We start from the raw sequence: 13707 nt of genomic DNA on the forward strand, positions 1-13707 counted from the left end.
TTTGGAGTTGATGGTTTCTTCATATGATGATCTGAAAGTCAGCTGCAGATATTTATCAATTTATATTTTCAAAGAAATAGTGCTTAGCATATTGATATTATTCAAGAGTTATTTTTTATGAAAGGCTATATATGCCTTTGACAGTATATAAGTAATTGAGACTAACTACGGCTTTCCGACATTGCAAAAAGGTATAGTGGGTACTTTTTTGTTAATAGGGGGGGTTGAGTTGCAGAGCAAAACCATCTGGCTTATCACTATCCTTTTAGTGATAGCAACACTATTTTCGGCTTTGGCAGTAGCTGATGAGACGCTTCCACCTGGAAATGTAACTGATCTTTCTGGTAATCCTGGGGAAATGTGGATCGACTGGAGCTGGACTAATCCATCTGATATTGACTTTGATCATGTCGAAATATATCTTGATGGTATTCCAGAGACCACTACGAGTTCAGCTTCGTATTTTGGAGTGGTAAAAGACCATCATATTAAAGCAAGAGGCAGGGGTGTGAATTTCCTGGATGATATACAAGTTGCAGAAAGTGATGTTTCTGAAATTGCTTCAGATAGCACAAACGCTCAGGAAAGATCAGGTCAGCCTGCCGATACAATGCCTCCCGTTCAGGTAAATGAAGTCCGGCAAGTTGATATTAAACAAAAGATCAAAGCGCTGGAGGATTTTGGAATAATCTCAGATGTTGTTCACAAGAACAAAAAATGATTGGAACTATAATCTCAATTTTGATCGTTTTGGCTGGCAAAGTTAGATTCATGAAAGGGTATATATTGTTTTGACAGTATAGAATTAATTAACAAAAATAAAGCTTTCCAATTTACAAACTGATCGTGGGTACTTCTTTGTTAATAGGCGGGGGTTGAGTTGCAAAGTAAATATATGCATTTTTTCACTATCTCTTTAGTGATAGCAACGTTATTTTTGGTTTTGTCAGTAGGCAACGCCACGGCTGAAGCATTTGAGAACATAGATGAAAAAGATGTAGCAGTAAGATATGTGCTGAAAGACCTTGAAAAATCATTTACATTTAGGAATGAAGGTATTGATATCACTTATATCAACATCTCAACAGATCTGACTGTAGGGGATGTAAAGGCAATAGTGGAATCTCTCAAATCGACCTCTTCAATGATATCAACTCCTGTAGAAGGCAAAGTATACAAGAACATCAACATATGGGTTGGTGATAGTAAACTTAAACATAGACTGATAACTTCTGATGTGGGATTCAGAGTAAATCGTACCTGGCTTGAAGATAACGGTGTTTCCGAACAATCTGTAAAACTAACCATTTATCGCAGTGGTGGCTGGCATATTTTGCCCACAGAAAAGGTAGGTGAGGATGATGAGTACATCTACTATGAGGCACCTACCTCAGGTGATCTGCGTACACATTTTGCAGTAGTTGAATATGTCGAAAGTGAACCAGTTTCATTGGATACCGAAGAAGCTGTTCCTGAACCTGGAAAGGAGGATCCTGCATTATCTTTAGAAGGGGATAAAGGCATTGTTGCAAGTGAATCTGGATGGGATAATGGCTCGGGGCCAAAAATGATGTTCTTTGCATTACCTGTGCTGATGGTGCTTATATTGGTATCTGCTTCGTATGTTGCATTAGCAAAAGACCCTCAGGTTAAAGCAAGAGACAGGAATGTGGATTTTCCGGATGATCTGCAAGTTACAGAGGGTGATGTTTCTGAAACTGCAACTCCTGATCAGGTAGGTAAAGTTCAGTCGGTTGCTATCAAACAGAAGATCAACGCGCTGGAAGATTCTGGTATTCTCTCAGATGTTGTTCAGAAGAACAAAAAATAATCAGGCTATGCATAAAAAGAGCATTAAAAAGCCACAAAGGCCACCTGTAGTTAATTATAAAAATATTGTAAAGACAAGTAGGGGAGAGATATGACTTGATCTAAACTCAATATTCCGGATCCATCCCTTTTTTGTAGATAAGGTTCTCTATCCTTTTCCTGTCTGAAATATCACAGAAGCTTATCAGAATGCCAATCAATTTTTCGCTCTCACCTTTAATAGGTGATCCTATAATATCGACAGGAATCCTTGTGTTGTTCTTTGTTACAAGAAGTGTCTGGCTTGCCAGACCATAGAACATGCCTTCCCTGATAACCTTCTCAACGGGGTCCTCAACGGCTTTACCGGTATCTTCACTTTCGACATAGAAGATGTCCTTCAATGGCTTTCCAAGGACCTCATCCTGCTTCCAGCCGGTAAGTGCTTCTGCAAAAGGGTTCATGAACTTTATGTAACCATCCTGGTCCGTGGCGATCATTGCATCGCCGGTGTTGTTGAGTATTGCAGTAAGCCACTTCTGGCTTTCTTTTAATTTGCTTTCCATCTCATGCTTGTAAAGAGCAATTTCGATGTTGGTTCGAAGTTCACTTTCCTCGAAGGGTTTTAGTATGTAACCAAAAGGTTCTGTCAGCTTTGCCCTTTGCATAATGGTGTCGTCTGCATAGGCAGTGATATAGACAAGAGGGATCTCGTAGTTGATATGAATATGGTTTGCAGCTTCCACACCATCCATTCCATCCTTTAGCATTATATCCATCAAAACAAGGTCCGGTAAACTCTGTTGTGAATTCTCCAGTATATGAAGGGCTTCCCTGCCACTGTATGCTGGAACGATATCATAATCGTATGATAGGTATGCAGTAAGCAATTCGACATTATCAGGTTCATCATCGACTACAAGTATTTTGGTTCTACCATTCTCAGCCATATTAACACCTAATGGACAGGATTTCGGATTCAAATTCATTTTTGCTCATACGATCGCTGCTACAGTATATCGGTTTTCAGGGAGCGAATATTAAATTTGAGCCTTCTCTATCATTATTGTAATGAACAATATATAATCATTACTATTATACACTTTAGTAATGATTAATGTCGATATTGTTATGTTCTTTATCCCACAATGCTCATATTGGATATTCTCAGTGGTGGTGCAATTGTTCCGCCAACCTTGCGAACATCGGTTCCAGCACCGGTTATATTATTGAGCATTTCAAAGATATTTCCTGAAAGCATAAGGGACTTAATAGGTTTGTCTATTTGGCCGTCCTTTATTGTGAAAGCGTTCCTGGCTTCTACTGAGAAGTCTCCTGAAATGGCGTTTGCAGTATGGGCACCTATTACCGTGTTGATAAAGACACCTTCTTCAGTTTCAGCTATCACATCACTTTGAGGATAATCTATGATCAGATTACGTGTGCCCACCGAAGGTGTGGATGCATAGGAGTGGCGTGTACCATTTCCTGTACTGCTGGTGTTATCCTTTCCTGCAGTATAGTTGTCATATAGGTAGGACCTGAAAACTCCTTTTCCGATGATCTCTGTTCGCTGGGATGGGGTTCCTTCTTCATCGGAGATGGATGTTTCAATACCAGCATGAAGGGTGCCATCATCTATGACTGTAAGTTCTGGTGTGGCAATTTCCTCGTCGATCTTGCCTATTAGAGATGACCTTCCCTTTTGTACATTATCTGCATCAAGGGATGGTTCGAAAGTATTTCCGAGGATGTCAGAAAATGCAAATGGATGGAGTATGACATTCGTTTTCTGCGGTTCAACTGATATGCCGTTCTGTGATCTGATAGCAAGGTCTGAAGCATTTTTTCCTATATTGAACATATCGATGTCAAGGGAACGTGATACTTCAAAGTCATAGGCTGTAGAGATATCTCCTTCTGTTGTAATAACATCTACGAACCCGGAAACTCCGGTACCTTCATCAATTACCTCAACACCGTTGGTGTTCATTATCATTTGTTTGCTGATAGTTGTGGAAAAACTCCCGGAGGTCGTGTTGATGTTTGGTATTGACAATGCACCATTTATCATTTCACCTGTAAGGGAAATACACTCATCCAGTCCAAGTTCATCTATCTTTTTATCAAAGGTTCCTGAGACTTTCGGATATTTTGAATTTGAAGGCAGTGATGTCCAGTCGGGATCGCTTTCTCTTATCTTTGCAGAAGCTACAGCTACTTTTGCAGCTTCATCGATACGTTCCACGATATTTGTGCTTGCAAAACCGACTGCTCCGTTAACAACAGTTCGAATTCCAATACCCTGACTGACCCTGTCTTTTGCAGATTCGATCGTGTTCTTCTTTATATCTGCAGTTATGGATCGGCTGTGCATGACATAAACTTCAGCTTCATCGGCACCCAGCTGTTCAGCTATTTTCAGTGTTCTTTCTGCAAGTTCGAACATATCAGGCACCTCCTACCAATGCTTTTGAAATGGAAATATGTGGTGAACCATCCGAGACAGGAGCAAGCTGACCGCCTTTACCACATCTTCCCGAATGCATCTTAAGGTCGTTTCCTACCAGCGTGACATTATTAAGGATCTCAAGTGTTTTGCCGGAAAGGGATACATCGCGAAGCAATGTGGTCACTTCCCCATTCTCGATAAGATAACCTTTTTCCGCGTTGAACTGGAATATTCCTTCACCTGTGTTGACCTGACCGCCGCGTGAGCCGGTAAGGTACATGCCGTCTTTGACATCTTCCAGCATCTCGTCAAAATTGGAATCGCCATTGTCAATATATGTATTGCTCATCCTTACGATTGGTTCAGAGTATCCCTGTGCACGACAATTACCGGGCTCTCCGCCAAGAGCTGCTGCTGTTTCCCTTGAATGCAGGTATGAATTCAAGGTCCCATCTTTTATAATGGTGGTCTTTGATGATCTTACTCCTTCAGAATCAAAGGGGTAGTACCCATATTCATGAATTGTAGGATCATCGATTATGTTAACAAGCGGTGACGCGATCTGTTCTCCGATACGTCCTTCGAGTATGGAGCTTCCTTCAAGTACAAGGTCTGCTTCAGATGCATGGCCTACGGCTTCATGGGCGAACACGCCTGCAAGCTCCGGATCAAGTATGACGGGCAGTGTTCCGCCTTTTGCCGGTTTTGCACCAAGTAGTTCCACAGCAGTCCTTCCTGCGGATTCGGCAAGAGCAAAGGCATCGTTCTTTTCAAAAAGTTCATAGCCGGAAACTCCGAAACGACTTTCCCTGCCTACCTGGTAGGCTCCGCCTTCGCTGGCCACAGCACTGATGGCGAATCCTGTCCTTATAAGATCGTATTCACAATCAATACCTTCGGAATTGATGTATTGTACTTTAACAGAAGCTTCAGAATAAACTGCAGAAGTACTGCTAATTCCATCTATCCTTGCATGACTGTCCATATCTTTCAATAACTGGACCTTATCTTCAATTGGAATGTCCTTTGGATCAATGGTTGCAACCGGGAGGTCTTTGACCACAGGTTCTTCCATGGGCTTGAGCTCGACTTTCTCTTTTGGTGAGATGTTGTTCATCTGCTGTGCAAGCTCTGAGGCTGAACTTATGGCATCGTTTATGTCAAAGATCCCTTCTGCTGTGGTAAATCCCCAGGAGCCTCCGCATAATGCACGAACTCCGCAACCTCTGCTGTAATTTACCGAGATCTCTTCTATCTTGCCATTATCAAGGACGATCGAGGTAGATGTACCGTCGATCACCCTGGCATCGTAAAAACAAACTTCAGACATTGTCGCTACCTATGACAGCTTCCATCTCGGATTCCTTTATGACATTCATCTCGGTCAGCTTCTTGAGCTTTTCAACGATGCCTGCTTTATCTTCACCTATAAGGCTGTGCTCGATGACCTCTGCAATTGTTGTTACAGGTATGATCTCGACCATTTCCTTGTAGTTTTCCTCGATAAGGACATCGGCTTCGTTGGATTTTGGAATAATTACCTTCTTGATGCCTGCCTGTGCTGCAGCTTCTATCTTGTAGGTAACACCGCCGATCGGAAGTACGTCTCCTCTGACCGAAAGGGAACCTGTCATAGCAACGGTCTGGTCGATAGGAATGTTCTCCATTGCAGATATCACAGCAGTTGCAATTGATATTGATGCACTGTCACCTTCAACACCTTCATAGGTTCCAATGAACTGGATATGAATATCGTGATTGAGCATGTCCTCCCCGGTTACGTTCTTGATTACCGCTGAAACGTTCTGCACAGCTTCCTTTGCTATATCTTTCAGCATACCAGTGGCGATAACGTGTCCATGGCCAGTAGATTGTGTCGGTGTCACTTCTGCCATGATCGGAAGTACAATACCGGAATCTCCGCCCATGACTGCAAGTCCGTTGACCCTGCCAACAGCTGCTCCTATTTTGGTAAAGAGCTGATAGTCCTTACGCCTCTCCAGATAGCTGTCTGCAAGTTGCTGTTCAATTGAACGTGCGATCTTCTTTGCTGCCAGAACATGCGTTGCAGTTGTGATCTCTGCGTTCTCGGAATGAGCAATGTCGCCAGCGACCCTGATAAGTCCTCCAAGGTCACGGAACTTAAGGGTAAGATGACCTTTTCTGCCTGCTCTCCTTCTTGCTTCCCTGATCACTTCATTTACCGCATCTTTGTCAAATGGAGGGATGTGTCCGTCGCGTACAACTTCCTGTGCTACAAAGCGTACAAGTGTCTTCCTGTTCTCAAGAGTATCTTCCATGGAATCTCTCATGAAGACCTCGTATCCATATCCCTTGATACGTGAGCGTAATGCAGGATGCATCTTTTCCACAGCATCGAGGTTACCTGCTGCCACCATGATAAAATCACATGGTACAGGCTCTGTCTTTACAAGTGCACCGGAACTGCGTTCGGACTGGCCGGTAATAGCATATTCCTTTTCTTGCAATGCTGTGAGGAGGCTTTGCTGGGATTCAAGTTTCAAGGTGTTGATCTCGTCAATGAAAAGCACACCTTTGTGTGATTTGTGAATATCTCCGCTCTCAACCCTGTCATGGGAAGGTGTTTCTAGTCCACCGGACTGGAATGGGTCGTGTCTGACATCTCCAAGAAGTGCACCTGCGTGTGTTCCTGTTGCATCGATGTATGGTGCGTGGTCTTTCTGGTAATTTGAAACGATGAGCTTTGGTATCATCAGTTCTTCTTTTGGCATGAACTGTCTTGTCAGCATAAGTATCATGATAGCTGCAATGATACCCCATAGTAACTGACCTACATAGAAGGAATACATTACAATACCAAAGACAAGGAACATCATCAACATATTACGTGACTGGGCTTTCTTGCGTGATTCCATTTTATGGGCTAACACGATCTCCCTGCCTTTGCCGGCAGGTACTTCCCTGATCTTCGGATTATTGTTGTCCTCAAGATTGGGGTATGTCATTATATCTTCAAGTTCTTCCTTTGGCAAAAGTTCAGCCATTGCCTTTGCGAGCATTGATTTTCCGGTACCTGGTGTACCTATCATCATTACATGACGCCTTTGGCTAGCTGCTTTTTTTACAACTTCAACGGCGTGGTCCTGCCCGATGACCTGATCGATCAGTAATTCAGGTACATCTATTGAATTTGTAGTGTTAAAGTCTTCACCGAAAAGTTCGGCTTCTTCATTAGCAGTCATTTCGTTGTCCATGGTTAACTCACATTTTAAACAGTATGATATGCAGATATTCACAGAAAATATGCACTAATGTAATTGTTTTGAGAATTTTCTATATTATAGTAGAGCCATTCCACTAAATATATTTAACTATTTCAGTCCTGTCTGAATGCTATGGGTCGATATGTTTTTAGATGGTTTTGTATAACTTGATCAAATTAATTTCTTTGTCATAAATAGTGCCGATCTCTTGGAGAGCACGCGTATTCATGAAAAGCCGCTTGTAAGATAAATAAAAGTGATGTATGTAAAAATATAGTACTTATTAAAGAACAATAAAAGAGATAAAACATTTCATGTTCGATCTCTTTTTTTGTTCACTTCTGTTTATGATCTATATTTCATCAAATTTGATTGAACTGATCATTCAATAAGGTCAAGGATCCTGATCGCAAGTTTTGCAGCATTTGCACCGTTATCAATACCAACGCTGGCAACAGGAACTCCAGGTGGCATCTGCACAACTGAGAGCAATGCGTCAAGTCCGCCAAGTTTTGCACTGACAGGTACGCCTATCACAGGTTTCATTGTCCTGGAAGCAATAACTCCCGGTAGTGCGGCTGATAGTCCTGCAATAGCAATGTAAACCTTTGCATCACTATTTGCGATGTGATCTTCAAGTTTATCCGGGTCTCTGTGTGCGGAGATAACATTTACTTCAAAGGAGTATTTTGTTTCTTCCAATACTTTCGTAACACGGTTTGCAATTGCGTGATCTGATTCTGAGCCCATTAATATTGAAATATCTACCATTTTTTATCTCCATCAGGGGAGGTTTCCTTCCCCGCTAAGTTCATGCTGGCGCGCAATGCTCATCCTGATAAGGATCTCAAATATTTCTTTTACGGCGCCGGAATCAAGGTTTTTTTCGGTTGCAATGTTAGCGGCCCTGTCAAGAACAACATGGTTTTGGGTATTATCATTGATAGCCCTGTGTTCTTTCCTTTTGCTCTCTAACACATCATCTGCAAGATCGGTACGTTCCGCGATCAACTTTATGATCTCGTTATCAATCCTCTCGATCTTACTGCGAACTTCATCTATTGCGGTCATGTTTACCTACGGAATTAAAGTTTCATTAAACCTTCATTATTAATCTTGGTATTTATCACTTTTCCGGTAGTGCCACACTCTTCCCATATCTTTGCAAGTTCATTTGCCATATCTTTATCTACAAGCGCAGAATATGCGGGACCTGTGCCCGATAGACTAACTCCTTTAACACCGATCTTAAGGGCTTCCATCATTATATCAGTACTGAACCCAAGTGCTCCGCAATAGAGGAACCCGTTAAGCGTCATGGCCTTCTCATATTCCCCTTCAAGTGCAAGCTCATAAGCCATATCTACCCAGGGTGCGATAAGCTCAGAATTCTGTACGTTTGTCTGTGAACTGAAAGACTGCCTTTCGGGTGCAAAGATAATTACATCCATCTCTTTCTCAGTGCGTTTGATCAGTTCGTTCTTCCGATTGTCAGTAATAACGATACCGCCAAAAAAAGAGGCACATGCATCATCAAGAGCACCTGTGATGGTAACTCCTGCATCCTTTGCAGCCCTTACGCCAAGATGCACTGCATCCATGGGTTCCATTGTCTCTCCAATGGCATCAAGGGTTGCAAGAATGGTTGCATTTGCAGCTGCACTGCTGCTTTTCAATCCGCTTGCAAGTGGCACTTCGGTACGTGTTAGAACAGTTCCTCCCATCTCAATGCCAAAATGATCAAGGACAAGCTCCATCGACCTTTCGATCAGTGTGGTATCCCCTTGTGGCATATTTTCAATACTTCCGATTATGGAAGAACTGTTCTTTGTAAGTTCAACGTCCGCAAAGGTCTTCAGGTCAACCCCAAAAGCAGATCCTTTCCAGGTAGCAATGGCATTAATGATGGTTCCTGCACCGAGTGCATAGGCATGTCCTGTTAGTGTCATATCGAATTCCCGGAAATAGAATATGGGATGTTGATATTTAAGGGTATGACTTACTTCTTCAATTCAGCAATTCCCAGGAAAGCATACTTCGTTTCCAGAGGAACTCCGGTATCTAATGGGTTGATCACCTTTTTGTTAACTTCGATGTTGATATCACCATCATCGAGCTCTGCATCTCTCATGTAATCCATTACCAGTTTGTTGCCAAGTTCTTCTGCATAAACCACTGCTTCCTCATAGTTTTTCATCTCATCTTTTCCAAGAGGGGAGAATACCGAAATTGAGGTTGGCTTGAGGTTGTATTTGGATTCACCGAAGGTTGCCCTGATGAGGATCTCTATCCTTTTCACTCCTTTTCCTGCAAGAGCTCCCACTGCATTTCCTACTTCAGCGTGTTCGGGTAAGAGTATCTCTGCATCCACGAACTTCTTTATCTCCTCAGTGTATGCACGCACAGGTCCTCCAAGGAGGACAACCGGCACATCAACCTTGAATCCGGCGAAGAAATTCCCATCCAGGCCTTTTTCGATCTCCTTGGAATCTACGGTTTCCATCAGGTAAGACAGGAGATTTAATGCCATGTTCTTTGCTACTTTTCTTTTGATCTCAAGACAGAGGTCCTTTACTTCCATCTCTGCAAAGATACACATTTGCTCTGCACCGAGGATCGATGCTTCTTTATCCCATTCATTGTAGTCTCCAAGCACATGCAATGCATCGGTAGGTGTGAACCCGATGGTCTGTATAAGCCTTTTCTGTATCAGGCTGTCAAGGAGCATAGGAGAAGGCATTATTGTTCTTTCCAGGTATATTTCACTGACAGTAAGTGGTTCATCTTTAATCCTTTTCAGCAGTTCCTCTTCCCTCTGGGTAAGTTCTATAGGTTTCTGTTTTGTCCTGATAAAAAATTTTGTCGGCTGGATGTTCTCGCCCAGCTTCATTCTTGAAATTGATTGTCCCTGCTTCAACTTCTTGATGATCCTTGGATATTTAGTAGCTGCAACACATAGCGGTATCACCCTTCTGGGTCCGATACTGAGCACATGGTTCATGATCCATACATGACTGTCGCCGCCCATTGCAGAGGTTTCCATCTTAATAGCCTCAACTTTGGTCTGCCACCCGCCGACAATGGCACCAGTCTCTGAGATCTGCGGTAGTCCGTTGACTGTCAGCGAAACATCTGTACTTGTACCGCCCACGTCGATCACTACACAGCTTGGTTCCTTTGAGAGGTATGCTGCACCCACAAGACTGGCGGCAGGTCCTGTAAATATTGATTCGATGGGGTGCTTAAGGGCTTCATGCATTCCCACTATGGAACCATCACATTTCAGCATCATGAGTTTCGCTTTTATGCCACGGCGTTCAACCTCAGACGCAACTGTGTTCATGAACTGGTTGGCAATTGGAAGCAACTGGGCGTTCAGGAATGCTGTAATTCCTCTATCATATGCGCCTAGTGACTGGGATAGCTCGTGTCCGCAGATCACAGGCATTCCGGTAAGTTCTGTGATAAGTTCCTTTACCTTAAGTTCGTGTTCGGGGTTCCTTACACTGAAATAAGATGAAACGGCAAATGCTGATACTTTGTTCTTTACAGCATGGACGAACTCCTCGACCGAAACAAGATCTAACGGTGCAGTCTCATTGCCGCCGGAACTGTGTCCACCGCTCACGGATATGTAATACTTTATTGCCGAATTCTTGGGGACATCTGTCTTTCCGACAAGGATAAGTCCCACAGGGTAACCGGTCTTTTCCAGGATCGTGTTAGTTGCCAGGGTCGTGGATACTGATACTAGTTTTACCTGTTTTAGAATAGATTGGTCAAGTCCGTCAAAAGCGTTCTGTATACCTGGCAAAAGGTCAGGATAGGTGGTCCTTGCTTTTGTAGAATCAATGATCTTTCCATCCGCGTCGCTGATTAGAACGGCGTCGGTGTAAGTTCCTCCTGCATCAATACCAAGGCTGTATTTCATGATCTTATTCCTTTATAGTAAATTTCTTTTATGTTTGCTCTGGAGCGGTCTGCCTGGCAGTACCACATAAAGCTTAGCTTCCATGTGTTAATCAATATTAGAATCGTTAGTCAGCTCATTAGGACTAATTACTGCTATATGAACGTTCGGATTTTGTTATGGAGTTTAAGAAGTTCGATGTTACTCGAACTTGCTTAAGATCTCTTTCAGTTGCCACTGGATATTCGGACAAACAATGGTTATTTTACATTCCTGTTTATTTTCAGATACCTCTTTTCGGTGTGCCGATCCCCACGAAAACAAGCTTTGTTTCCAGTGGCAGGCTGTCACCGTGCATTGTGATATCGTTCCTTGTTACTTCTATGCGCACATCCTCTGCATCCAGTCCGGCTTCCTTCATGTAGCCCAGGACAAGTTCTCTTCCAAGCTTATCTGCATATTTGAGGGCTTCCGGATGCGTCTGAAAGATCTCACGCTGGCCTTGCACGAACACGATATTACTTATCTTCGATTTCTTTCTTACATTCTTGATAAGTATCTCGATCCTCTTGATACCTTTTCCCACAAGCGCTCCTGCTGCATTGCCCACTTCGGAATGTTCCGGAAGTATAACATCTGCATCGATCAATTTTCTTACGTCTTCCACATAAGCTCTTACAGGTCCGCCGAGGAGTACTACAGGGATGTCAAGCTTGAACCTGGTGTGATGATCACCTTCTATGACCTTCCTTATCTCCTCCGGAGGTACATTTTCCAGAAGATAGGACATAAGGTAGATGACCATATTCTTGGCAACTTCATTTTTAATTTGCTGGCAGAACTCCATCTTGTTCTGGTGTGTCATACGTCCAAGTATGGTTGCTGCAGCGCTGGAAGCCTCAGAATTCCATTCGTTGTAGTCCCCGAGCACATGCAGTGCATCAGTTGGGGTAAATCCGATAGCCTGTACAAGCCTTTTCTGAATGAGCAGGTCCAGGAAGACTGGTGAGGGAAGTTTGTCGTGGAAGATACCGCTTATGGAAACCGGTTCATCTCCGATCCTGTCAAAGATCTCCTTTTCAGATGGAGTAAATTCTGATGTAGGTTCTTTTCCTGATCGAATAAAGAATTTAGTGGGCTGTATATTATCGCTTAAGAGCATTCTTGAGGGCACTCTTGCCGTCTTAAGCTTTTCAATTATTGAAGGGTACTTCGTTGCGGCCACACATAGTGGTATAACTCTTCTCGGGCCGATGTTGGGTTTTTGGTTCTTGATCCAGATATGGCTGTCTCCGCCCATTGCAGAGGTTTCCATGCGAATGGCCTTGACCTTTGTCTGCCAGCCACCGACCACCGCTCCCTCATCACAGAGTTCCGGCAGTTCATTTTCTATCATGGATACATCTGTACTTGTACCGCCGACATCAATTACTGTACATGTCTTTGCTTTGCTAAGATATGCTGCACCCACAAGACTTGCTGCGGGGCCTGAGAAGATAGATTCAATAGGTTTTTCTTTTGCTTCATCGATACCAACAACGGAACCGTCACATTTGAGCATAAGAAGCCTTGCCTTTATGTTCCTTCTTTCCATTTCGCCGATGATGGTCTCTATGAAATGATCTGTTATCGGGATCAGCTGTGCGTTAAGGTATGCTGTGATACCACGGTTATACGCACCAAGATCCTGGGAAAGTTCATGTCCGCAAACACTTGGAAGTCCTGTCAGCTCTTTGATCAGTTCCCTGATCTGGAGCTCATGCTCAGGATTGCGTATGCTAAAGTAGGATGAAATTGCAAAGGCTGAGACTGTATCTTTGTTCTGGAAGATAAATTCCCTGACAGCTTCAATGTCCAGTTTTCTTATTTCTTCTCCGTTAGGACCATGACCGCCTTCGACAACAATGTAGTTCTTTATGGAATGAGTTTCAGGTATTACATAGTCACCTGCCATGATAAGTGCAACAGGGTAGCCGGTACCTTCAAGGATCGTGTTAGTGGAGAGCGTTGTAGATACGGAGACCAGCTTTATGTCTTTGAGATAACTCTGATCTAATCCGTCAAGTGCGTTCTGAATGCCTATCAAAAGGTCTGGGTATGTTGTTCTTGCTTTTGTAGAATCAACGATCTCACCATCTGAATCCCTTATTATTACCGCATCGGTGTAAGTACCACCTGCGTCAATACCCATGCTGTATTGCATCTTTTATCACTCCTTTAACTCCAAATATAAGACTTCGCTCTGCATGAAGGCTATAAACATAAAATGAACCGGGGATATTCTCCCTAAT

11 protein-coding genes are annotated in these 13707 nt (G+C 43.1%); 2 read left to right on the forward strand and 9 right to left on the reverse strand.

Annotation, left to right across the window (positions count from 1 at the left end; all coding sequences use genetic code 11):
- The first annotated feature begins 229 nt into the window (after positions 1-229).
- Positions 230-721, forward strand: coding sequence for a hypothetical protein (locus E7X57_RS05755; protein ID WP_135611543.1), 492 nt, complete (start codon positions 230-232; stop codon positions 719-721).
- Positions 722-943: 222 nt separating this feature from the next.
- Positions 944-1831: a PGF-pre-PGF domain-containing protein gene (locus E7X57_RS05760; RefSeq protein ID WP_167880907.1), complete on the forward strand. Its 888-nt coding sequence runs from the start codon at positions 944-946 to the stop codon at positions 1829-1831.
- A 106-nt stretch (positions 1832-1937) separates the two neighbouring features.
- On the opposite strand, the gene E7X57_RS05765 is transcribed toward E7X57_RS05760, so the two are convergent.
- From E7X57_RS05765 to E7X57_RS05805, 9 genes are all read right to left on the reverse strand, one after another.
- Positions 1938-2759 carry a response regulator gene (locus E7X57_RS05765; RefSeq protein ID WP_135611547.1) on the reverse strand — a complete coding sequence of 274 codons (822 nt, stop codon included), beginning with the start codon at positions 2757-2759 and terminating at the stop codon, positions 1938-1940.
- Between the two features lie 188 nt (positions 2760-2947).
- Positions 2948-4258, reverse strand: a complete 1311-nt coding sequence (locus tag E7X57_RS05770) for a TldD/PmbA family protein (RefSeq protein WP_135611549.1) — start codon at positions 4256-4258, stop codon at positions 2948-2950.
- A 1-nt stretch (position 4259) separates the two neighbouring features.
- Positions 4260-5591, reverse strand: coding sequence for a TldD/PmbA family protein (locus tag E7X57_RS05775; protein WP_135611551.1), 1332 nt, complete (start codon positions 5589-5591; stop codon positions 4260-4262).
- A complete protein-coding gene (gene lonB, locus E7X57_RS05780) occupies positions 5584-7497 on the reverse strand; it encodes an ATP-dependent protease LonB (protein WP_135611554.1) in 1914 nt (637 codons plus the stop codon). The genes E7X57_RS05775 and lonB overlap by 8 nt, the downstream gene beginning before the upstream one ends.
- A 390-nt stretch (positions 7498-7887) precedes the next feature.
- The gene (locus E7X57_RS05785) at positions 7888-8277 is read right to left on the reverse strand and encodes an AIR carboxylase family protein (protein ID WP_135611556.1); all 390 of its coding nucleotides are present in this window, start codon (positions 8275-8277) and stop codon (positions 7888-7890) included.
- Positions 8278-8289: 12 nt separating this feature from the next.
- Positions 8290-8577 (reverse strand): chorismate mutase, encoded by a 288-nt coding sequence (locus tag E7X57_RS05790; protein WP_135611558.1) that lies wholly within the window; start codon positions 8575-8577, stop codon positions 8290-8292.
- Positions 8578-8591: 14 nt separating this feature from the next.
- Positions 8592-9455 carry a shikimate kinase gene (locus E7X57_RS05795; protein ID WP_135611560.1) on the reverse strand — a complete coding sequence of 288 codons (864 nt, stop codon included), beginning with the start codon at positions 9453-9455 and terminating at the stop codon, positions 8592-8594.
- Positions 9456-9505: 50 nt separating this feature from the next.
- Positions 9506-11437 (reverse strand): hydantoinase/oxoprolinase family protein, encoded by a 1932-nt coding sequence (locus E7X57_RS05800; RefSeq protein ID WP_135611562.1) that lies wholly within the window; start codon positions 11435-11437, stop codon positions 9506-9508.
- Between the two features lie 262 nt (positions 11438-11699).
- On the reverse strand, positions 11700-13619 hold the full coding sequence (locus tag E7X57_RS05805; RefSeq protein WP_135611564.1) for a hydantoinase/oxoprolinase N-terminal domain-containing protein: 1920 nt from the start codon (positions 13617-13619) through the stop codon (positions 11700-11702).
- Positions 13620-13707 lie beyond the last annotated feature (88 nt).

It is taken from the genome of Methanococcoides sp. AM1 (assembly GCF_900774055.1).
In the GTDB taxonomy this organism is placed as follows: Archaea; Halobacteriota; Methanosarcinia; order Methanosarcinales; family Methanosarcinaceae; genus Methanococcoides.

Coding starts and splice junctions, on each gene's coding strand:
- E7X57_RS05790 (WP_135611558.1), bottom strand. CDS start 8,577: ATGACCGCAATAGATGAAGTTCGCAGTAAGATCGAGAGGATTGATAAC.
- E7X57_RS05785 (WP_135611556.1), bottom strand. CDS start 8,277: ATGGTAGATATTTCAATATTAATGGGCTCAGAATCAGATCACGCAATT.
- E7X57_RS05775 (WP_135611551.1), bottom strand. CDS start 5,591: ATGTCTGAAGTTTGTTTTTACGATGCCAGGGTGATCGACGGTACATCT.
- E7X57_RS05805 (WP_135611564.1), bottom strand. CDS start 13,619: ATGCAATACAGCATGGGTATTGACGCAGGTGGTACTTACACCGATGCG.
- E7X57_RS05770 (WP_135611549.1), bottom strand. CDS start 4,258: ATGTTCGAACTTGCAGAAAGAACACTGAAAATAGCTGAACAGCTGGGT.
- E7X57_RS05800 (WP_135611562.1), bottom strand. CDS start 11,437: ATGAAATACAGCCTTGGTATTGATGCAGGAGGAACTTACACCGACGCC.
- E7X57_RS05795 (WP_135611560.1), bottom strand. CDS start 9,455: ATGACACTAACAGGACATGCCTATGCACTCGGTGCAGGAACCATCATT.
- lonB (WP_135611554.1), bottom strand. CDS start 7,497: ATGGACAACGAAATGACTGCTAATGAAGAAGCCGAACTTTTCGGTGAA.
- E7X57_RS05765 (WP_135611547.1), bottom strand. CDS start 2,759: ATGGCTGAGAATGGTAGAACCAAAATACTTGTAGTCGATGATGAACCT.